The sequence below is a fragment of the Allobosea psychrotolerans genome (genome assembly GCF_002917105.1).
In the GTDB taxonomy this organism is placed as follows: Bacteria; Pseudomonadota; Alphaproteobacteria; order Rhizobiales; family Beijerinckiaceae; genus Allobosea; species Allobosea psychrotolerans.
The window spans coordinates 26102-45758 of record NZ_PQFZ01000008.1; the positions used below are offsets into that span (position 1 = coordinate 26102).

Here is a 19657-nt window from a genome sequence, read left to right on the forward strand (position 1 = left end):
CAAGGCTGTCGGAAACGAGGATAACTCCCTCTACGCGCCGCATCCTGTGTCAACGGATGCGGGCCACTACAACTCTTGCCTCGCGGCGCTCCGCCAGCCTCTTAACCTGCCGTCGCGGAAACGTCGGCGGGATTTCGCCCGCTCATTTCCGCTTCTCCTCGCAGATGTTCATCCTGTGAGGATCGCCGGAGAGCTGGCATCTGAAGCCGCATTCGTAATCGCCGCCCCGGCCTGTCTGGATCAGCTTCATCCGGTCGATCGCGGCATCGCGGCAGTAGCTGAAGCTCTTGAAGCGCGGCGTCACGTCGAATTGGGCGCGGTTGGTCTGATCGGGATAGACGATGGCGGCCCATTCGCCGGGGCTGTCGTCGCAGCCTGCCAGCAAGAGCAAAACCAGGAGCAGGGAAGGTCTCATTCTGATCCCTCCGGTTTCGTCCAAAAATAGCACGCATCGGGTGAGCGGAGCAGCCCAGCGTGGGCGGCCTTGCATCGGCCCGTTGCAATCGTCAGGTTGTTGGCCGCGACGCGAAATGCGTGCATTGCCTGGGGAGGGCTGACGGGATGGTGTTCAACGGTTTCGACATCGTCGTCGTGGTGCTGGTGGCGCTCGTCATCCTGACGATCGCGCTCGGCGTGCGTACCGTCCCGCAGGGCTATAATTACACGATCGAGCGCTTCGGCCGCTATTCGCGCACGCTCGGCGCGGGGCTCGGGCTGATCGTGCCTTATTTCGACCGGGTCGGGCACAAGGTGAACGTCATGGAGCAGGTGCTCGACGTTCCCAGCCAGGAGGCGATCACCAAGGACAATGCCGGCGTGCGCATCGACGCGGCCGCCTTCTACCAGGTGCTCGACGCGGCAAAAGCTTGCTACGAGGTCTCCTCGCTCGGCCAGGCGCTGATGATCCTGACCATGACCAATATCCGCACCGTGGTCGGCTCGATGGACCTCGACCAATTGCTCTCGCATCGCGACGAGATCAATGAGCGCTTGCTGCGCGTCATGGACGCTGCCGCCTCGCCCTGGGGCGTCAAGGTCACGCGCATCGAGATCCGCGATATCCTGCCGCCGGCCGACATTGCCGGGGCGATGAACCGGCAGATGAAGGCGGAGCGCGAGAAGCGCGCCGCCGTGCTGGAGGCGGAAGGCCTGAGGCAGGCCGAGATCCTCAAGGCCGAGGGCCAGAAGCAGTCGCAGATCCTCGCCGCCGAGGGTCGCAAGGAAGCCGCCTTCCGCGATGCCGAGGCGCGCGAGCGCTCGGCCCAGGCCGAAGCATCTGCGACCGCGATGGTCTCGGAGGCGATCAGCAAGGGTGACATCCAGGCCGCGAATTTCCTTATCGCAGAGCGCTATACCGACGCTCTGAAGGCGATCGCCTCCGCCCATAACAGCAAGGTGGTGATCGTGCCGATCGAGGCCGCCGCGCTCGCCGGCACGGTCGGCGGCATCGCGCAACTGACCCGTGCGGTCTTCGGCGAGGAGGCGGTCGCGACGCGCCGCGCCGGTTCGGTCCCGCCGTCCGGCCGCACGAACGGGTGAGGCCGGTCATGCTGCTGGACTGGTTTTCCTCGCTTGGCGGCTGGGCTTGGGTGGTGCTCGGCCTCGTGCTGATCGGCGGCGAATTGCTGGCGCCGGGCGTGTTCCTGATCTGGCTCGGCCTCGCCGCGCTGCTGACGGGCGTGGTCGTCGGGCTGTTGGGCATCGGTTGGCAGAGCGCGGCTCTGGTTTTCGCGGTGCTTTGCGTCGCCAGCGTGCTCACCGGGCGGCGCCTGACGCGGCACAAGGGCGAGGAGCCCGACGCTGCGACGGGTCTCAACGATCGTGGCCGCCAGCTCATCGGCAAGGTTTTCCGGTTGGAGGCGCCGATGACCGGAGGCGAGGGCCGCATCCGCGTCGGCGATTCCTCCTGGCGCGTCATCGGTCCGGAATTGCTGGTGGGCAGCGAAATCAGGGTGGTGCGGGTCGAGGGCGCGACGCTTGTGGTCGAGAAGGCCTGAGGCCGTTTCAGATCGCCCTCAGCCCTCATCCTTCGAGACGCCGCTTCGCGGCTCCTCAGGATGAGGGCTCAGATCTCAAGGGGTCCCTGAGGCCGCGACGGTTTCTCGCGCCTGGCAGGCAAAGAATCGGGTTGTCCGGCGCGCTGGCGGGTCTATAGCGAACGCTCCGTCGTCAGCCCGATCGTTCCATGACACTCCGCACGCAACGCCTGTCCCTCTCCAAGGACCGCATCAAGGTCCTGCTTCTGGAGGGCATCAATGATTCCGCCGCCGATCTGATGGTCCAGGCCGGCTATACCAATATGGTCCGCCTGCCCAAGGCGCTCGACCATGACGCGCTGCTCAAGGCGGTCGAGGGCGTGCATGTGCTCGGCATCCGCTCGCGCACGCAGCTCACGGAGCCGGTCTTCGCACAGGCGAGCCGGCTCTTCGCGGTCGGCTGCTTTTCCGTCGGCACCAATCAGGTCGATCTGCAGGCGGCGCGCGGGCGCGGCGTGCCCGTCTTCAACGCGCCTTTCTCCAACACTCGCAGCGTCGCCGAACTGACGATCGGCGAGATCGTCATGCTGCTGCGCAAGATCACCGACCGCTCGGTCTCGGCCCATACAGGCGGCTGGGACAAATCCGCGAACGGCTCCTTCGAGGTGCGCGGCAAGGTGCTTGGCATCGTCGGCTACGGCAATATCGGCAGCCAGCTCTCGACGCTCGCCGAGGCGATGGGCATGCGGGTGATCTATTTCGACCAGACCGACCGCCTGCGCCACGGCAACACCGAACCGGTAGACAGCCTCGCCGAACTGCTCGGCAGTGCCGACATCGTCTCGCTGCACGTGCCGGAGACGCCGCAGACGGCTGGCATGATCGGGGCCGAGCAGATCGCGCAGATGCGGCCGGGCAGCTACCTCATCAACAATTCGCGCGGCACGGTGGTCGATCTCGAGGCGCTGGCCGTGGCCCTGCGCGAGGGGCGGCTTGCGGGCGCAGCCGTCGACGTCTTCCCGATCGAGCCCGCCTCCAATGCCGAGCGCTTTGTCTCGCCGCTGCAGGGCCTGGCCAATGTCATCCTCACCCCCCATGTCGGCGGCTCGACGGAGGAGGCGCAGGAGCGCATCGGCGCTGAGGTCGCGCGCAAGCTCGTCGACTATTCCGATATCGGCTCGACCGTCGGCGCGGTGAATTTCCCGCAGGTCCAGCTTACGCCGCGTCCCGCCGGCACGCGCTTCATCCATGTCCAGCGCAATGTGCCGGGCATGTTGCGGCGCCTGAACGACGTCTTCGCCGCCCGCGAGGTCAACATCTCCGCGCAGAACTACCAGACCGATGGCGAGATCGGTTATGTCGTGATGGAGGCCGACAGCGTCGGCCCCGAGGCGCGCGACATCCTGCGCGAGATCGCGGCGCTCGACGGCACGATCAGGGCAAGGCTTCTGTATCAGCGGGCGTGAGGCGTCATCTTCACGCACAGCCCTCATCCTGAGGAGCGGCCGGCAGGCCGCGTCTCGAAGGATGCTTCAGTGCGCTCTGGAACATCCTTCGAGACGCCGCTACGCGGCTCCTCGGGATGAGGGCTGAGGGGGAAGCCGGCCGCAGCCTTAAGCCACGCCGAGCGTCAGCAGGTCGTGGACATGGACGAGCCCGACCGGCTTGTCCTCGCCATCGGCGACGATCAGCGCGGTGATGCGCAGCCGGTTGACCATCTCCAGCGCCTCGACCGCCAGTGCGTCGGGCGCGATGCGGCGTGGATTTTGCGTCATCACGTCGCGAGCGCGGCGCGCGGTGACGTTGCCCGAGGTCAATTTTCGGCGCAGATCGCCATCTGTGACCACGCCTGCCAGCCGGCCGTCGAGGTCGACGACGATGGCGCAGCCGAACCCCTTGGCCGAAATCATCTCGACGACGTCGGCGACGGCGGCGTCAAGCCCGACGCGCGGTAGCGCCTCGCCGCGATGCATGATGCTCTCGACCGTCTTGAGCTGGGCGCCGAGCTTGCCGCCGGGGTGGTAGACGAAGAAATCCTGGCGCGAGAAGCCGCGCGCCTCCAGCAGGGCAACGGCGAGTGCGTCGCCCAGCGCCATCTGCATCGTCGTCGATGTGGTCGGCGCCAGCCCATTCGGGCAGGCCTCTGCCGCCTTGGGCAGGATCAGCGCGATATCGGCCTCGCGCCCGAGCGCGCTGTCGGCGTTCGAGGTCAGGCCGATCAGCCCGACGCGGAAGCGCCGGGTATGGCCGACGATGGCAGCGAGCTCCGCCGTCTCGCCCGACCAGGACAGCGCGATCACCACATCCTCGGGCTGAACCATGCCGAGATCGCCATGGCTGGCTTCGGCCGGGTGGACGAAATGCGCGGGCGTGCCGGTCGAGGCCAGGGTCGCAGCGATCTTGCGCCCGACATGGCCGGATTTGCCCATGCCGGTGACAACGACGCGGCCGCTGGCGCTGCGGATCAGCTCCACGGCTGCCGCGAAGGGCTGGCCCAGCCCATTGGCGAGCGCTTCGTGAAGCGTGTCGAGCCCGGAGCGCTCGGTGGCGATGGTGCGAAGCGCGGAAGCGCGGATGTCGGCCGTCATGAGCGGCGCTCTAGCACGAGGACTGGCCGCCGCGCCACCATTCCTCGCCACGCCGACCGGTGCATTGACGCGCCATTAACCCTCTTCGTTCTAACTCTCTTAACCATGCGCGCCATGCCGGTGCGCCCGCCTGTGTCTGGAGCGAGAGCCTCCGCGTGTCCCGTCGCGTCATCATTCTGCTGTCGGGGGTCACCGCGACAAGCCTCATGCTCGCCACGGCCGGCGTGCAGGCGCAGATGCGCGCGGCGGGCTTGCGCACCGGGACGCCGGCCTATGTCGCGCAGGAGGTGCCTGCGTCGCCGTCGCCTTCGGGCTTTCCGGGCACGCCGAGCGGTGTCGCCGACCCCGCCGCCCCGATCCAGGACCAGAATTCGGTGGTGTCGCGCAAGGCGCCGCCGCGCGCGAGCCGGCCGGTGCAGGCGCCTGGCCTGCGCGGCGTCACGCAACGCCAGTTCCGCGCGCCGCAGCGCATCGTCACCGGCCTGCCGCCGGCCCCCGAGCCGCCGCCGCCACGCCGGCGCAGGACGGCCGTCGAAGAGGATCCCTACGCACCGCTCGGCCTGCGGCTCGGCAACATCACGCTGAGGCCGGGATTCACCAGTTCGATCGGCTATGACACCAATCCGGAACGGATCAGCGGTTCCCCGCGCAACAGCTCGCCGTTCGCCCGTTATGAGGGCGATCTCGCCATCCAGTCGGACTGGAACACCAACGAGCTGAAGGGCTCGCTGCGCGCCGGCTATTCAGATTATTTCCGCGACAGGGATGCCTCGCGCCCCGATGGCGAGGGCAAGCTCGATCTGCGGCTCGACGCGACGCGCGACACCCGCATCCTGCTCGAGAGCCGGTTCAAGCTGGACACGCAGCGCCCGGGCTCACCGGATCTGACGGCTTCGGTTACCGGGCGCCCCTTGGTCTATCAATACGGCGCCTCGGCCGGCGTGACCCATGACATGAACCGGCTGCAGTTGACACTGCGCGGCTCGGTCGACCGCAGCGACTATGAGGACGCCAAGCTCACCAGCGGAACGACGCTCAGCCAGAAGGACCGCAACCAGACGCAATATGGCGTCAGGCTGCGCGCCGCCTATGAGCTGACGCCGGGCTTCAAGCCCTTCATCCAGGGCGAGATCGACACGCGGCAATTCGACCAGTCCGTCGATTCCTCAGGCTATCAGCGCTCTTCCAACGGCCTGACGGGGCGGGTCGGCTCGACCTTCGAGCTCAGCCGGCTGGTCACGGGCGAAGTCTCGGCCGGCTATCAGGACCGGGCCTATGACGACGATCGCTTGAAGAACCTGCGCGGCTTCGTCGGCGACGCCGCGATCCTGTGGTCGCCGACGCCGCTGACAACGGTGACCCTGCGCGGCACCTCGGAGCTCGGCGACACCACCATCGCCGGCTCGTCGGGCACGACGGCAAGGCGCGTCTCGCTTGAAATCGCGCATGCGCTGCGCCGCAACCTGACCGTTACCGGCTTCGCCAATTTCGGCCGCACCGAGTATGACGGGCAGGGCCTGCGCGAGGACTTGTCCAGCATCGGCGCGCGCGTCGAGTACAAATTGACCCGCACCTTCTCGGTGCGGGCGAGCTTCACCCATGAGCGCCTGAACTCGACCGCCCAGGGCTCGGACTACACCGCCAATGTCGCGCAGGTGGGGCTGAGGGTGCAGTTCTGAGGGACGAGCGTTTCGCCGTCATTCTCGGGCTTGACCCGAGAATCTCTGGCAAAAGATGGTCGGGTCAAGCCCGACCATGACGGGAGTTGCCTACTCCATCCCTTCCAGCTCGATGATCATCCCTTCGATCATCTTCAACCCGATCTGCCAGAAGGCGGGATCGCGCGCGTCGAGGCCGAAGGGCGCGAGCAGTTCGGAATGGTGCTTGGTGCCGCCGGCCGAGAGCAGGGCGAAATAGCGCTCCTGGAAGCCCTCCGCCGCGTTCTGGTAGACGCCGTAGAGCGAATTGACCAGGCAATCGCCGAAGGCATAGGCGTAGACGTAGAAGGGCGAATGGATGAAGTGCGGGATATAGCACCAGAACGGCTCGTAGCCGGTCGAAAGCCTGATCGCCGGTCCCAGGCTCTCGGCCTGCACGCTCATCCAGAGTTCGCAGAGAGTCTCGGCCGTCAGCTCGCCCCCCTTGCGCGCCTCATGGACCTTGCGCTCGAAGGAGTAGAAGGCGATCTGGCGCACGACCGTGTTGATCATGTCCTCGACCTTGGCCGCCAGCATCGCCTTGCGCTGCTTTGCGTCCCTGGTGCCGTCGAGCAGGCGGCGGAAGGTCAGCATCTCCCCGAAGACGCTGGCGGTCTCGGCCAGCGTCAAGGGTGTCGGCGCCATCAATGCGCCGTTGGGGCCGGCCAGCACCTGATGGACGCCATGGCCGAGCTCATGGGCCAGAGTCATCACGTCGCGCGGCTTGCCCTGATAGTTCACGAGCACATAGGGATGCGCCGAGGGCACGGTCGGGTGAGCAAACGCGCCCGGCGCCTTGCCGGGGCGGGCCGGGGCGTCGATCCAGTGTTCGTCGAAGAAGCGCCGCGCGATGCCGGCCATCTCGGGCGAAAAGGCGTGATAGGCGTCGAGCACGGTGTCACGCGCTTCGGTCCAGGGAATGGTGCGCTGCTCGACCTGCGGCAGCGGCGCGTTGCGGTCCCAGAAATCGAGCTGCTCGCGGCCGAACCATTTGGCCTTGAGCTTGTAGTAGCGATGCGACAGGCGCGGATAGGCCTCGCGCACGGCTGAGACCAATGCATCGACCACCTCGCGCTCGACGCGATTGGCCAGATGGCGGGAATCCGCGACATCCTCGAATTTGCGCCAGCGGTCGGAAATCTCCTTGTCCTTGGCGAGCGTGTTGGTGATCAGCGCGAAGGTGCGCAATTGACCGCGGAAGACCTCGCTCAGCGCTTCGGCCGCGGCCTTGCGGACGGCACCATCGGCATCCTGCAGCTTGTTCAGCGTCAGTTCGAGCGTCAATTCCTCGCCGTCGAGCTTGAAGCGCAGCGAGGCGATGGTCTCGTCGAAGAGCCGGTTCCAGGCAGCCTGTCCGGTCATCGACTTCTCGTGGAACAATTCCTCGATCCGGTCCTCGAGCTGGTGCGGCTTGTCCTTGGCGAGATCGTCGAGCCAGGGCTTCCAATGCGAAAGCGGCGCCTGGGCCGAGATGCGTGCCATCAGCGCGGGGTCGATCCGGTTCAGCTCCAACTCGAAGAAGAGCAATTCCGTTACGGCCGCGTTCAGGCGATCCTGGGTGTCGCCATAGAATTTCGCGCGCTGCGGGTCGGTGGTATCGCCGGAATAGACCAGGCCGGCATAGGCGCCGATTCGCCCAAGCAGGTCGCTGAGCGTCTCATAACCGGCGACCGCTTCGGCCAGCACGGTCGCGGCGTCCTCGCGCTGGGAAAGCGGGCCGAGCTTGCCGCGATAGAGCTCGGCGAAGCGCTGTGATTCGGACAAGCCGCGTTCGAGATCGGCCTTGAAAGCCGGCGAATCCATCGCCGGGTAGAGATGGCTCAGATCCCATTCCGGCAGCGGGCCCAGTGCCTTGGCGCTATGCGCCGAGCGCTCGGCAGCTGTGGCGAAAGCGGCGGGCTCAACCATCCCTGTCACGGCGAAATTCATCTCTGCAACACCTCGCTGGCCCGATAGGCCTTGCTTCTCATATGCGCGGAGCGGCGTTTGCGATCAACGCCGGAGCGCCGGGCAGAGGTGGTTTGACGCAGGCTGTGGCGCTTAAGCGCCGCTTAACCGTTCTGGCCGAGGATGACCCAGAACGGAACAGCCGATTCCGTCTCGCGATGTCGTTTTCGCACTGCCTGGCCTTCGAGGTTTCATGTCCGCCACCGTTCTCGTCGTCGACGACGATCCCGTCCAGCGCCGTCTGCTCGACGCGATGCTGAAGCGTTTTGGTTACGACGTGGTCGTCGTCGAGAGCGGCAGCGAGGCGATCAATCTGCTTGGCCATGGTGAGGGCGAGAGGTTCGATGCCGTGGTGCTCGATCTCGTCATGCCGGAGCTCGACGGCATGGGTGTGCTCGCGGCGCTGCGCGAGCGCGGCATCGAGACGCCGGTCATCGTGCAGACGGCGCATAGCTCGATCGAGACCGTCGTCTCGGCGATACGCGCCGGCGCGGTCGATTTCGTGGTCAAGCCGGTCGGCGCGGAACGTCTGCAGATATCGCTCAAGAACGCGCTGAAGCTGGGCGCGCTCGAACATGAACTGCGCCACATCAAGCGGCGCGTCTCCGGCACGCTCGGTTTCCGCGACCTCGCCACCAAGAGTGCCGATATGGCGCGGGTGGTGCGCCTGGCCGAGCGCGCCGCAAAATCCAACATCCCGATCCTGGTCGAGGGTGAATCGGGCGTCGGCAAGGAGGTGCTGGCGCGCGCGATCCAGGGCACCAGCGATCGCAAGGGCAAGCCTTTCGTCACGGTGAACTGCGGCGCGATCCCGCATAATCTCGTCGAGTCGATCCTGTTCGGCCATGAGAAAGGCGCCTTCACCGGCGCGACCGAGCGCCATATCGGCAAATTCGTCGAGGCCAATGGCGGCACGCTTTTCCTCGACGAGGTCGGCGAATTGCCGCTCGACGCGCAGGTCAAGCTGTTGCGCGCCATCCAGGAGGGCGAGGTCGACCCTGTCGGCGCCAAGAAGTCGGTGCGCGTCGATATCCGCATCATCTCCGCGACCAATAAGAGCCTGCTGGACCAGGTGAAGCAGGGCGAGTTCCGCGAGGATCTGTATTACCGCCTCAACGTCTTCCCGATCACGCTGCCGCCCTTGCGCCAGCGCCGCGAGGATATCGCCGATCTGGCGCGCGGGTTCCTGGCGCGCTTCGCCGCCGAGGAAGGCAAGAAGCTGCGCGGTCTCAGCGCCGAGGCGCTTGGACTGATCAGCGGCTATGACTGGCCAGGCAATGTCCGCCAGCTCGAGAACGCGATGTTCCGCGCGGTGGTCCTGGCCGATGGCGACGAATTGACCGTGGCAGAGTTCCCGCAGATCGCGGCCCAGATGGAGGGCTTCGACGTCCGCATCCCGCCGGTGTCGGCCTCGCTGATGCGCCAGGACATGCGCAACGACACGCCGCGCATCATCCAGATGCCGGTGCGCGACCCCAATTCGCTCGAACTCGTCGCAGGCTCCGACATGCGCAAGCTCGACGATCTCGAGCGCGAGATCATCAAATTCGCGCTGGCGCATTATCGCGGCCACATGTCGGAGATCTCGCGCAAGCTCGGCATCGGCCGCTCGACGCTCTATCGCAAACTCAAGGATTACGGGCTGATCGAGAACGAGTCCGGCGCCGAAGGCGAGGATGCGGCCTGACGCATGAGGCGCAACCGAAGCCCCGTATTCGCGAAGGACGGGGTCGGTTTGCGCCGAGGTCACACTAAAAATTTAAAGCCGATCGGCACTGTCTGAATAGCGGGGGCTGTTGCGCCGCCGCATCTTGTCCAAACCCGATGACTCACGCAGAAGCGGTGAGATCTCGGCGAACATTCGAGGATAGCGAGCATGCGTCGTCGCCACTGGGCGGGCTTGGGTTCAGCCTCGGTTCTGGCGCTTGCGCTGGGGCTGACGGCAGCGCGTGCGCAAGCGCCTTCTGCCCCAGCGCCTGCAACCATGGACCCCACGCTCGGCATTGCGTTGCCGGAGCAGCCGGCCCTGGTCATCCTGCGCGACGAGCGGCCAGCCGAGGCCTCGCGTGAAGAGCCGGGCATGGTGACGGGAACGGTGGCTCCCTCGGTGGTGCCTCAGACCAATCTCGTGACGCCCGAGCCGCAGCCAACGCTTGCGACGACGCCCGGGGTCGATGACCGTCCCGCAGCGCTCGATAGTCCAGCTACAAACATCCCGGCCGTCGATCTGCCGCCGCTTGATCCGGCGCTGTCGCCGCCCGAGCCGCTGCGCTCGGCTGCGCCAAGCGAGGTCACGATCCCCCCGCCGGACCTGCCCAAGGTTGTGGTCGAATTGCCCTCCGGTTCCGGTCTTGCCGGTGATATCGCGGCGCGCATGGCCGAGGGGCTGGCGCTGCCGCGCCTGGCCGAACGTGAGCGCAACGAGATCCAGGCCGCCTACCAGGCGCAGGAGAACCGGCCGCTCTGGATCGACGGCAAGGGCTGGAGCGAGGCCGCCAGGCATCTCGTCGCCCAGCTCGGCCGCGCTGCAGAGGACGGGCTGAGGCCGACCGATTATCCGCTGCCGGTTTTCGAGGCGAGCGACAAGGGCAAGCTCGCAGAAGCCGATGTCAGGCTCTCGGCACTGGCCGTGCTCTATGCCCGTGACGCGCGCGGCGGCCGCATCGACCCGCGCCGCCTGTCGAAGCTGATCACGCCGACGCTCTATCTGCCCTCCGCTACCGAGGTGCTGTCGGAGCTGACGGCGGTGCAGGATCCAGGCGCTGCACTTGCTGCCTATAATCCGCCGCATGAGCAGTATCGCCGTCTCAAGGCCAAGCTCGCCGAGTTGCGCGATCATCTCGACGATACGCCGCTGGTGCGCATTCCGGCTGGCCCGCCGCTGAAGCTCGGCATGCGCGACGAGCGCGTGGCGCTGGTGCGGGCGCGGCTGGGCCTGGGCCCGTCAGAGGAGCCGGTTTTCGACCGTTCGACCGCGCTGGCGCTCGCCGACTTCCAGAAGAAGGCCGGGCTTCCGGCCAATGGCGTGCTCAGCGAGCGCACGCTGGCTGCGCTGGGTACGCCGGCGACCGCGCGTGGCGAGCAGGACATCATCGCCCAGATGGAACGCTGGCGCTGGCTGCCGCCAGATCTCGGCGAGAGCCACATCATCGTCAACGTGCCGGAGTTCATGGTCCGCGTCGTGCGCGACGGCAAGGTGGTGCACCAGACCCGTGCCATTGTCGGCAAGCCCGATACGGCGACGCCGATCTTTTCGCACAAGATGGACCACGTCATCGTGAATCCGTCCTGGAACGTGCCGCCCTCGATCCTGAAGAAGGAGTTCCTGCCGGGGCTCGCTGCCGATCCGAACTATGCCGCCAAGCGCGGCTATGTGGTGACGCGGCACGGCAACAACATCTCCGTCCGCCAGCCTCCGGGCGAGCGCAACGCGCTCGGCTGGATCAAGTTCATGTTCCCCAACGACCATGCCGTCTATCTGCACGACACGCCGAACCGCCGGCTTTTCGCAAGCGAGCGTCGCGCGTTCAGCCATGGCTGCGTGCGCGTCGACAATCCCTTCCTGCTGGCGGATCAGGTGCTCGGGCCGGACTGGCCGCATGAGCGGCTGAAGCGCCTGATCGGCTCGGGCGAGCGCATGATCAAGCTGCCGCAGCCATTACCGATCCATCTGGTCTACAATACCCATGTCGTAGGCGCCGACGGACATCTGACGGTTTTCGACGATCTCTACGGCTTCCATCGGCTCGTCCGGCAGGCGCTGGAGCAGCGCGGCTGAAACCATCCTGCGGGCTGAGCACGGTTTCGCCACGTTCCGCGGTTAGCGGAATTCGGCGGAAAAGTCGGGGTATGGCGATTGCCGGTCTAGTAACCTTGGATTAACTCTTCTCCGCAACTGTTCGTTCACGTTCATCGCGCCGCGTCAGGCGTGCACCGAGACGGGTCAAGCAGATTGGGCATGTCTATCGCCACGCGTTCGAGACGGCTTTCGGCGCTGCCGAAGCCGGGCTTCCGCCAGTTCTTGGCGCTGAGCGTGGCGGCCACGGCTCTGATGCTCGGCGTGCGCGGCACGCAGGATGCCGTCGCCAATGGCGACACGCGCACCATCACGATCACGCATATGCACACCAAGGAGGAGACGACCGTCACCTTCAAGCGTGACGGTCGTTATGATTCCGCGGCGCTGGAGAAGCTGAACTGGGCGCTGCGCGACTGGCGCACCGACGAGCCGATCCGGATGGATCCGCGCCTGTTCGACCTTGCCTGGGAGGTGCAGCGGGCGGTCGGTTCCCAGGAAGCCTTCCACGTCGTCTCGGCCTATCGCTCGCCGGGCACCAATTCGATGCTGCGGCGGCGCTCGCGCGCTGTCGCCAAGAACAGCCAGCACATGCTCGGCAAGGCGATGGATTTCTATCTGCCGGACACGCCCACGGCCAAGATCCGCGAGGCCGGCATGCGGCTGCAGCGCGGCGGCGTCGGCTTTTATCCCGGCGCGCATACGCCCTTCGTCCACCTCGATGCCGGCTCGGTCCGCTCCTGGCCGCGCATGACGCGCGACCAACTGGTGCGGCTGTTCCCGGACGAGAAGACGGTGCACCTGCCGGCTGATGGCCATCCTCTCGCGGGCTATGAGCTGGCCAAGGCCGATGTGTTGGCGCGTGGCGGCTCGGTCGCCGGTTACGCATCTGCCGATTCCGATGAAGGCGCGGTGATCTCGTCGGGCCGCAAGAGCCTGTGGGCGGCCCTTTTCGGCGGCGATGACGAGGAGGCGGATGCGCGCCCGACGCGTGGTCGCGGCAATTCGCCAAAACCCCAACCGGCCGTCATGGCCTATGCCTCACCGGTCCGGGATGACAGCAATTCCAATGATGGCGGACGCTTCGCCGTCTCGGTGCAGGAGTCCGCTCCGGAAGCGGCGGCCCGCACGGTCGTGCGCGAGCGCTCCGAGCGGCTGGCGCCGAGAATCGTCGAGCCACAGCCGGCGCAGGCCGTCGCCATGGCGCCTGCTGCTGCGCCGGCGCCGCCGGCCGACGACAAGCGGCCGAGGCTGACCGACGCGCCTCTTCCGCTGGCGCGACCGCGCGGCCTGAGCATGCCGCTGCAGCCCGGCGATTCGATCCAGGTCGCAGCCTTGCCGGCCTCCGGCGGCGCGCTCGCCTTCGCCCCGCAAGGCGCGACCGCCGAGGATCAGAAGCTCGTCCTGGCCTCGCTGCCGCCGCGCCGGCCCGACCAGATGGTTTCGCTCATCGAGGCCGTGGTGGAAGGCAAGCCGATGAACGCGCCTCTGCCGCCGACCCGTCCCGCCGCCTTCGCCAACCTGGTGCTCGCGGATCTGCGCGGCGGGGCGGGCGCCTCCGCCGAGACGCCGGAGGTTCAGCCGGTCGGGCGTCTGGTCACGATCACGCATCCGCTGCCGCCTGGCCGCCCGCGCGATGACGGTTTTGCGCTGGCCTCGGTGCCATCCGTCAGCCGGCATGCGCCGAGCCCGGCTCCGACGCCGATCGTCGCGCAATATGATGCCGACCGGCCGGGGCTGGATTCGCTGTTCGCGACAGCCGCGCGCGGCCCGGCCACCACCGGCAAGGTGGTCACGGTCGCCACCGCCCGCACCAAGGCCGGGCCGGCCAGCAATGCCGGACCGATTCAGGCTCCGGGACCGGCTGCCTCCCTCGGCTTCAGCCATGCCGAGCCGAGCGACGCCAAGACGGGCTCGTTCAGCGGTCCGGCGGTCAGGCCACTGCCGACGAATTTCGTCCAGAACTGAGCGCAGTTCGTTTTGACGGCCGTCTGATGCGGTTGTCTGCGCTTCCGGTGCTCACGGACTTAAGTCCGCTCCGCTCCGGTTCTCGACACCCACGCCAGCCGGCTCGCCAGAACGAACTGCGGGCGCGATCTATGGCTCCTCGCGGTCGATCGGCCAGTGCTTGAACACGTCGAGCGCCTCGCAGGCCTTCGCTTGCGCGGCCAGTGCCGGCCAGCGCTCCTCTGGTGCGAACTCCGGAATCACGAAGCGGCAGAACCCCCAGGCGATCGCGGCGGAGATGTCGCCGGGCCGCAGCGTCGGCCCTGCGCCGAGTTCGCCGCGCCTGGCCGCGGCATCGAGCAGGTCGAGCGCGGTGTCGAGCTGGGCGACGATGCGCTCCTGCCAGGGCGCGTAGCGCTGTGCGTCGGGGCGCTTGCGCTCATATTCGATCGAGACGGCCTTGTCGGCGGCAACGATGCCGATGCCGGTCAGGCCGAGATCGCGTGTCCGCGCTGCCGGATCGCCTGGGCGTAGCGAGCGGCCGGCGACATCCTCGAAATGCTGGATGATCAGATTGGAATCGGTGATCACCGTGCCGTCGTCGCAGACGAGCGAGGGCGCCTTGATCAGCGGGTTGATCTTGGCGAAGGCTTCCATGTGCCGGAACACCGAGACCGAGCGGTGCTCGAAATCGAGCCCCAGAAGCCTGCCTGTGACGGCGGCGCGGCGGACATAGGGGCTGTCCAGCATTCCAACGAGCAACATGGCGGTCTCCGGTTCGCGTGCATCGCAACAATGCTGCGAGACCGGCGTGAAGCCACGCGAATTCGGGTGATTTGACGCATCACGGGGTGTGATGCTGCCCAGCGCGAATCGCGAAAACCCTTGTCCGGGCTAACAAACGCGCTAGCCTGTCGGACAAGCTCCAGGCAGGACGAGGTGCGCCCATGTCAGTCGCCGAAAAGCGGTTTGCCGCCGAAACCCCGTCTTCGTCGCCCGCCGAACCCGCGCCCGCCAAGGTCCCCGAGCAAGGCCATCTCCACGAGACCGGCGTCGTCGCCTCCAGCGTCTATGCCCATGGCGTGCGCATCGCCGACATACCCGTAGAGGAGGCGGGCGCATGGGCCCGCAAGGACGGTCATGTCGTCTGGATCGGCCTGCTCGAGCCCGATGCCGATCTGCTCCGTCGCGTGCAGCAGCAGTTCAACCTGCATCCGCTCGCGGTCGAGGACGCGACGAACGCTCATCAACGTCCCAAGCTCGAACAATATGGCGATGCCCTGTTCGTCGTCGCGCGCACGGCCCAATTGGTCGACAAGCGCATCGCGTTCGGCGAAACGCATATCTTCGTCGGCAACGGCTATATCGTCAGCGTCCGCCACGGCGCCTCGACCTCCTACAGGACGGTGCGACAGCACTGGGAGACCTGTCCGACCTCGCTGGCGAAGGGGGAGGATTTCATCCTCTACGCGATCCTCGATTTCATCGTCGACAATTACATGCCGGTGCTCGAGGCGATCCATGAGGAGGTCGAGGAGATCGAGGACAAGGTGCTGGCGAAGCCGATGATCCGCGACGACATCGAGCGGCTCTACATGCTGCGGCGCGATCTTCTGCGCCTGCGCAACGCAGCCGCGCCTTTGGTCGATGTCTGCCAGCGCCTCGCCAATGCGAGCGTACCGCAGGTGCGTCCGACGCTCGCGCCGATGTTTCGCGACGTGACCGACCATGTCCGCACGGTTCAGGAAAAGATCGACAGCCTGCGCGAGGTGCTCGCCTTCGCCTTCGAAGTGAGCCTGCTCATCGGCCAGGGCCAGGAAAACGCGATCACCAAGAAACTCGCCTCATGGGCCGCGATCCTGGCGGTGCCGACCGCGGTCGCCGGCATCTATGGCATGAACTTCAAGAACATGCCGGAGCTCGAACTCCAGTTCGGCTATCACACCGTCCTGGTGCTGATCGTGATCTCCTGCACGGTGCTCTATTGGCGCTTCCGGAAGAATGGCTGGCTGTGAGCGGGCCTTCACGCTCCGAAATCGGCACCGCCCGCTCAGTCGTCCCGGACAAGCGGCGTAAGTCGCTCCGATCCGGGATCGATCGTAGATCGTCATTCTCGGGCTTGCCCCGAGAACCTCATGACCAGCTAGCTGAATTCAGAGATGGTCGGGTCAAGCCCGACCATGGCGCGCCTGGAAACTCGGGTTTGCGTGGAGTTTATCGTTGGACCGATCAAAGATCAAACCCGTGGGCTCTACCCGCGATGACGATGAGGGGAATATGTGCAGGTACTCATAACCTGAAAAGTTATCACTGAAATCATTGAGATTTTTCGCCCGAAGTGCCCTCATACTTTGTCACTTTGGGACCCATATTTTGGTCATGCGTGCCCTTCGTTACCCCATAATCTGAAACACATTTCAAGCTGAGCAAGCAGACGGCCCTAGTGCTTGAATCCTGCGATCTATGGACCTGTGCTCAACGGCACCGGCATTGCCCGCTCTCCCTCAACGGATTGGTCTGAGATGTTGGGGCCCCGACGCCCTAGGGAGCAGAGGACTTAGCCATTCCACGCGGAAACGCGACATCCAACTCTGCTTTAAAGCCTCATGAAAGCAGCCACTCGAGTGGCGTGGCCTCCGCGGCCTTATTCGGAGAGCGACAACGTCGATAGCAGGCCTCTCAGGGGCCCTTAGCCCGTGAGGCTTGAACCCATATTTTGAAATAAGCCGCACTGATTTCATTCAGGAATTTCAATTTCGAACCCGTATTTTGAAACACAACGTCAGCCTAGTGGAGGACCCAAGCGTTGTCCGAGGCTTCGAGCATTGCGACGCGCCCAACTGAAGCAGGCTAGCTAGCGAGGCTCCGGGCATTGTCTGCCAATCAGTTGAAGGCGGCGTGCACCAGGAGAAGGGCGGCCACGAGCTGTATCAGCTCGCCCAGCTACCCTGTCGGCGCCTCGCTTCCGACAACAAGGCTCGGCATGGCTGAGAGTGTAGTGATTTCCCTGTCCGGAGATCCTGGCAGGCGTTCCCGCCGCTGGCCGTACCGGTTGCACCAGATCGTTTTCATTCCGAAGGCCGATGCGGCATGAGCATCCCACCCGTTGGACGATTGGAAGGTCACCGCGCCCACTGGCATGTCCAGCCGGTCCAGTGCGTATTGATATACGCGGGGGCTCGGCTTGAAGACACCGACGGCTTCAACCGAGAGTACCGCATCAAAATAACCTTCGAGTTCAGCGTGACGTACAGCACTATCCAACATGGCCTGAGTGCCATTTGACAGGATCGCGAGCTTCAAGCCGGCGCCCTTCAAGTGCTTGAGTACGCCTTCCACCTCAGGGAACGGGCTGAGGAACAGGTACAGATTCAGCAGTTTTTCGCGCAGCCCGGGAGAAGACACATTCAGCGTTTCGAGTGAAAAATCGAGAGCGTCCGCGGTAACCTGGTAGAAATCGCGATGCCGCTCCTGTGCGGCGAGCAGCCAAGTGTACTGAAGCTGCTTGTCGCGCCAGAGGTTTGTCAGGGGAGCAAGTTTATCTCCCAAAACGTCCTCGCAGGCGCGGGTTGCCGAAGCGAAGTCGAACAGCGTCCCGTACGCATCGAAAATGCAGCCTTTAACGCCATGCAAGGGCTCAATGTTCATGGATTCCTCCCATTCTGGACTTCTATCGATCCAGGTGAAACGCGGGGCGCAGCTTCAGCCCGATGGCGCTGCCAAGAAAAGCAGCTGCGACCCAGACCCAGCCGGAAAGGCTACCCGACGCGAGTGCCGAGAAATATGCACCGATGTTGCAGCCATCCGACAGCCGCGCGCCGTAGCCCATTAGGAATCCGCCAAGAGCGGCTCCAAACCAAGCACGACCGCTGCCTCCCGATCGGGCAGCAAAGCGGCCGCTAAGCCCTGCTGCCACAGCCGAGCCTGCTATCATCGCAAAGTCCATCACCGACGTAGTGTCAGCGAATACACTGGTCGCGATAGGGCCGGCGTTGCCCTGCCAATAGGGCCAGTTCGCAGGCTCGAAGCCGACGATCGCCGCCAGCTTCGAACCCCAAAGGGTGAATCCGGCCGTCTCGCCCCAAGGTCGTCCGGCGAGTACCAGCGTCGAGATATTCAAGAGGGCCAGGCCGATTGCTCCCCAAGCCAACGGCCACGGTTCCCGAAATAGGCAGCGCCACGATAGCGCGCGGACATCGGTCTCTGACGCAGGCACCAGGCGAATAATGGCCATGAATATCGTCAGGTGGATCGCTAGCGCGAGTGGCCATCCGAGCAGGTCCTGCGACGTCCCCGTCTGGACGGCAGGGAGCGTCCACCAGAATCCGAGATGGGCTGCGCCGACTGCTGAGCCCACGACAAAAAATGCCAGCGTCATGAGAAGGCGCACATTGCCACCTCCAAGACCGAAGAGGGTGCCTGAGGCGCATCCGCCGCCGATCTGCATTCCGACGCCAAAAAGTATGGCGCCCACGATGAACGAGATGCCGATCGGCGTGACGAACCCGGACAATGGGAGCCCGAACAGATGTCCCGCCGCAAGCAGCGGAAAGAAGATGCAACTCGTGAGGGCGAGTGCAATGGTCTGGGCGCGGAAGCCAGAAAAATCCCGACGCTCCAGCGCGGCGCGGAAGCTGCCGGCAAATCCGAAGGTCGCTTGAAACAAAACGAAACCCAAGCCAGCGCCAACGAGCGCAAGAACCGGAAGTCGCCAGTTTGAGGCATGATAGAGCGGTACAAAGACCACGGCGGCAGCCGCGACCGTCGCCACAACGACAACGATCGGCTGGGTGGTTTCACTGCGAATGTCACGACCGCCACTGGGGTCTACTGCGGTGGTGGTCGAGGTGGCTTCGGCCATCACCACCTCAGGAGCAAACGTCCGGCGACGGCATCGATTCGCGCAACGATCGCAACCGCAAGACAGTACCAAGTGAGCACGAACATCCCGTTTAGCCTTTGCCAGTGTCACGATGCATCGCGTTCAAAACGATGTCGTCAAACGGGTTAGCCATTCGGGAGAAGCCGCTACGAGCTTAGATTCGAGGTTCTTGTCCCAACCGGTCAGGATCAGAAGCCCTACAGCGACTAGAAAGCCGCCGAGTGCGGATTTGACGCCTTGCCCAGCTGCCATCATCCGATTCCGCATCGCCGTGAGGCGCGCGCGGGACAACATCCCCAACGCGACTAGCGGCAGGCCTGCGCCCACACCGAATGACAGCATAGTCAGTGTGACTGCCGCGAGGTCCTGGCCCTGCGCTGCCATCACCGAGGCTGCGCCCAGCGTTGGTCCGACACACGGACTCCAGACGGCACCCAGCAGCAGGCCGACGCCGAACTGGCCCTGCAGACCGCTCGGTGAAAATCCGCCGAAACGCTGTTCGGTCCAGTTGCTGAGCGGGCCGCCGGCGGCCGCTACACGCGCATGAAGCGCAGGCAACATAAGCACCAGGCCCAGCGCGATCAGCATGGTTGCTGCGGCAATGCGGAAGATGCCGGTGTCGAGGCCAATCGCAAAGCCAATCGTCGCCACAAATAGGCCGATAGCGGTAAACGATAGCGCCAGTCCCGCCGCCACAGCGACGGGGCCGAAACGGTGCTCGGAGACCGCCGTGCCAAGGATGATCGGCAGAAGTGGTAGGACGCACGGGGACAGGATCGACAGAATGCCGGCGAGCAGTGCGAAGCCTGATGTGGCCATTGGCC

15 protein-coding genes are annotated in these 19657 nt (G+C 65.4%); 8 read left to right on the plus strand and 7 right to left on the minus strand.

Annotation, left to right across the window (positions count from 1 at the left end; all coding sequences use genetic code 11):
• Positions 1 to 142 precede the first annotated feature (142 nt).
• Positions 143 to 415: a hypothetical protein gene (locus tag CYD53_RS14920; protein ID WP_103718892.1), complete on the minus strand. Its 273-nt coding sequence runs from the start codon at positions 413 to 415 to the stop codon at positions 143 to 145.
• Between the two features lie 146 nt (positions 416 to 561).
• Between CYD53_RS14920 and CYD53_RS14925 the strand changes: the two genes are divergently transcribed.
• The 3 genes from CYD53_RS14925 (at position 562) to serA (ending at position 3442) form a co-directional block, all read left to right on the plus strand.
• A complete protein-coding gene (locus tag CYD53_RS14925; protein ID WP_103718893.1) occupies positions 562 to 1539 on the plus strand; it encodes an SPFH domain-containing protein in 978 nt (325 codons plus the stop codon).
• Between the two features lie 8 nt (positions 1540 to 1547).
• Positions 1548 to 1997, plus strand: a complete 450-nt coding sequence (locus tag CYD53_RS14930; RefSeq protein WP_103718894.1) for an NfeD family protein — start codon at positions 1548 to 1550, stop codon at positions 1995 to 1997.
• 188 nt (positions 1998 to 2185) lie between these two features.
• Positions 2186 to 3442: a phosphoglycerate dehydrogenase gene (serA, locus tag CYD53_RS14935; protein WP_103718895.1), complete on the plus strand. Its 1257-nt coding sequence runs from the start codon at positions 2186 to 2188 to the stop codon at positions 3440 to 3442.
• 147 nt (positions 3443 to 3589) lie between these two features.
• Here serA and CYD53_RS14940 read toward each other — a convergent pair whose 3' ends face one another.
• Positions 3590 to 4564, minus strand: a complete 975-nt coding sequence (locus CYD53_RS14940) for a KpsF/GutQ family sugar-phosphate isomerase (protein ID WP_103718896.1) — start codon at positions 4562 to 4564, stop codon at positions 3590 to 3592.
• A 155-nt stretch (positions 4565 to 4719) separates the two neighbouring features.
• Between CYD53_RS14940 and CYD53_RS14945 the strand changes: the two genes are divergently transcribed.
• Complete coding sequence (locus CYD53_RS14945) at positions 4720 to 6243, plus strand: outer membrane beta-barrel protein (protein ID WP_103718897.1); 1524 nt, start codon at positions 4720 to 4722, stop codon at positions 6241 to 6243.
• Positions 6244 to 6333: 90 nt separating this feature from the next.
• On the opposite strand, the gene CYD53_RS14950 is transcribed toward CYD53_RS14945, so the two are convergent.
• A complete protein-coding gene (locus CYD53_RS14950; RefSeq protein WP_103719071.1) occupies positions 6334 to 8169 on the minus strand; it encodes a M3 family oligoendopeptidase in 1836 nt (611 codons plus the stop codon).
• 232 nt (positions 8170 to 8401) lie between these two features.
• On the opposite strand from CYD53_RS14950, the gene CYD53_RS14955 reads away from it, so the two are divergent.
• From CYD53_RS14955 to CYD53_RS14965, 3 genes are all read left to right on the plus strand, one after another.
• Positions 8402 to 9895 carry a sigma-54-dependent transcriptional regulator gene (locus CYD53_RS14955; RefSeq protein ID WP_092175060.1) on the plus strand — a complete coding sequence of 498 codons (1494 nt, stop codon included), beginning with the start codon at positions 8402 to 8404 and terminating at the stop codon, positions 9893 to 9895.
• Between the two features lie 189 nt (positions 9896 to 10084).
• The gene (locus tag CYD53_RS14960; protein ID WP_103718898.1) at positions 10085 to 11986 is read left to right on the plus strand and encodes a L,D-transpeptidase scaffold domain-containing protein; all 1902 of its coding nucleotides are present in this window, start codon (positions 10085 to 10087) and stop codon (positions 11984 to 11986) included.
• A gap of 180 nt (positions 11987 to 12166) precedes the next feature.
• On the plus strand, positions 12167 to 13972 hold the full coding sequence (locus tag CYD53_RS14965; protein ID WP_103718899.1) for a peptidoglycan L,D-endopeptidase MepK: 1806 nt from the start codon (positions 12167 to 12169) through the stop codon (positions 13970 to 13972).
• Between the two features lie 129 nt (positions 13973 to 14101).
• Here the strand turns inward: CYD53_RS14965 and CYD53_RS14970 are convergent, their stop codons facing one another.
• The gene (locus tag CYD53_RS14970) at positions 14102 to 14716 is read right to left on the minus strand and encodes a glutathione S-transferase family protein (protein WP_103718900.1); all 615 of its coding nucleotides are present in this window, start codon (positions 14714 to 14716) and stop codon (positions 14102 to 14104) included.
• Between the two features lie 182 nt (positions 14717 to 14898).
• Between CYD53_RS14970 and corA the strand changes: the two genes are divergently transcribed.
• Complete coding sequence (gene corA / locus CYD53_RS14975) at positions 14899 to 15966, plus strand: magnesium/cobalt transporter CorA (RefSeq protein WP_103718901.1); 1068 nt, start codon at positions 14899 to 14901, stop codon at positions 15964 to 15966.
• Between the two features lie 928 nt (positions 15967 to 16894).
• On the opposite strand, the gene CYD53_RS14980 is transcribed toward corA, so the two are convergent.
• The 3 genes from CYD53_RS14980 to CYD53_RS14990 form a co-directional block, all read right to left on the minus strand.
• The gene (locus CYD53_RS14980) at positions 16895 to 17599 is read right to left on the minus strand and encodes a haloacid dehalogenase type II (protein ID WP_103718902.1); all 705 of its coding nucleotides are present in this window, start codon (positions 17597 to 17599) and stop codon (positions 16895 to 16897) included.
• Between the two features lie 22 nt (positions 17600 to 17621).
• Positions 17622 to 18812 carry a YeeE/YedE family protein gene (locus tag CYD53_RS14985; protein WP_103718903.1) on the minus strand — a complete coding sequence of 397 codons (1191 nt, stop codon included), beginning with the start codon at positions 18810 to 18812 and terminating at the stop codon, positions 17622 to 17624.
• Between the two features lie 123 nt (positions 18813 to 18935).
• Positions 18936 to 19652, minus strand: coding sequence for a cytochrome c biogenesis CcdA family protein (locus CYD53_RS14990; protein ID WP_103718904.1), 717 nt, complete (start codon positions 19650 to 19652; stop codon positions 18936 to 18938).
• Positions 19653 to 19657: the final 5 nt, after the last annotated feature.

Bases quoted from the DNA above. Each gene is read 5' to 3' on its own strand.
- CYD53_RS14920 (WP_103718892.1), bottom strand. From the start codon at position 415: ATGAGACCTTCCCTGCTCCTGGTTTTGCTCTTGCTGGCAGGCTGCGAC.
- corA (WP_103718901.1), top strand. From the start codon at position 14,899: ATGTCAGTCGCCGAAAAGCGGTTTGCCGCCGAAACCCCGTCTTCGTCG.
- CYD53_RS14955 (WP_092175060.1), top strand. From the start codon at position 8,402: ATGTCCGCCACCGTTCTCGTCGTCGACGACGATCCCGTCCAGCGCCGT.
- CYD53_RS14970 (WP_103718900.1), bottom strand. From the start codon at position 14,716: ATGTTGCTCGTTGGAATGCTGGACAGCCCCTATGTCCGCCGCGCCGCC.
- CYD53_RS14965 (WP_103718899.1), top strand. From the start codon at position 12,167: ATGTCTATCGCCACGCGTTCGAGACGGCTTTCGGCGCTGCCGAAGCCG.
- CYD53_RS14980 (WP_103718902.1), bottom strand. From the start codon at position 17,599: ATGAACATTGAGCCCTTGCATGGCGTTAAAGGCTGCATTTTCGATGCG.
- CYD53_RS14925 (WP_103718893.1), top strand. From the start codon at position 562: ATGGTGTTCAACGGTTTCGACATCGTCGTCGTGGTGCTGGTGGCGCTC.
- CYD53_RS14960 (WP_103718898.1), top strand. From the start codon at position 10,085: ATGCGTCGTCGCCACTGGGCGGGCTTGGGTTCAGCCTCGGTTCTGGCG.
- CYD53_RS14940 (WP_103718896.1), bottom strand. From the start codon at position 4,564: ATGACGGCCGACATCCGCGCTTCCGCGCTTCGCACCATCGCCACCGAG.
- CYD53_RS14950 (WP_103719071.1), bottom strand. From the start codon at position 8,169: ATGGTTGAGCCCGCCGCTTTCGCCACAGCTGCCGAGCGCTCGGCGCAT.
- CYD53_RS14985 (WP_103718903.1), bottom strand. From the start codon at position 18,812: ATGGCCGAAGCCACCTCGACCACCACCGCAGTAGACCCCAGTGGCGGT.
- CYD53_RS14930 (WP_103718894.1), top strand. From the start codon at position 1,548: ATGCTGCTGGACTGGTTTTCCTCGCTTGGCGGCTGGGCTTGGGTGGTG.
- CYD53_RS14990 (WP_103718904.1), bottom strand. From the start codon at position 19,652: ATGGCCACATCAGGCTTCGCACTGCTCGCCGGCATTCTGTCGATCCTG.
- serA (WP_103718895.1), top strand. From the start codon at position 2,186: ATGACACTCCGCACGCAACGCCTGTCCCTCTCCAAGGACCGCATCAAG.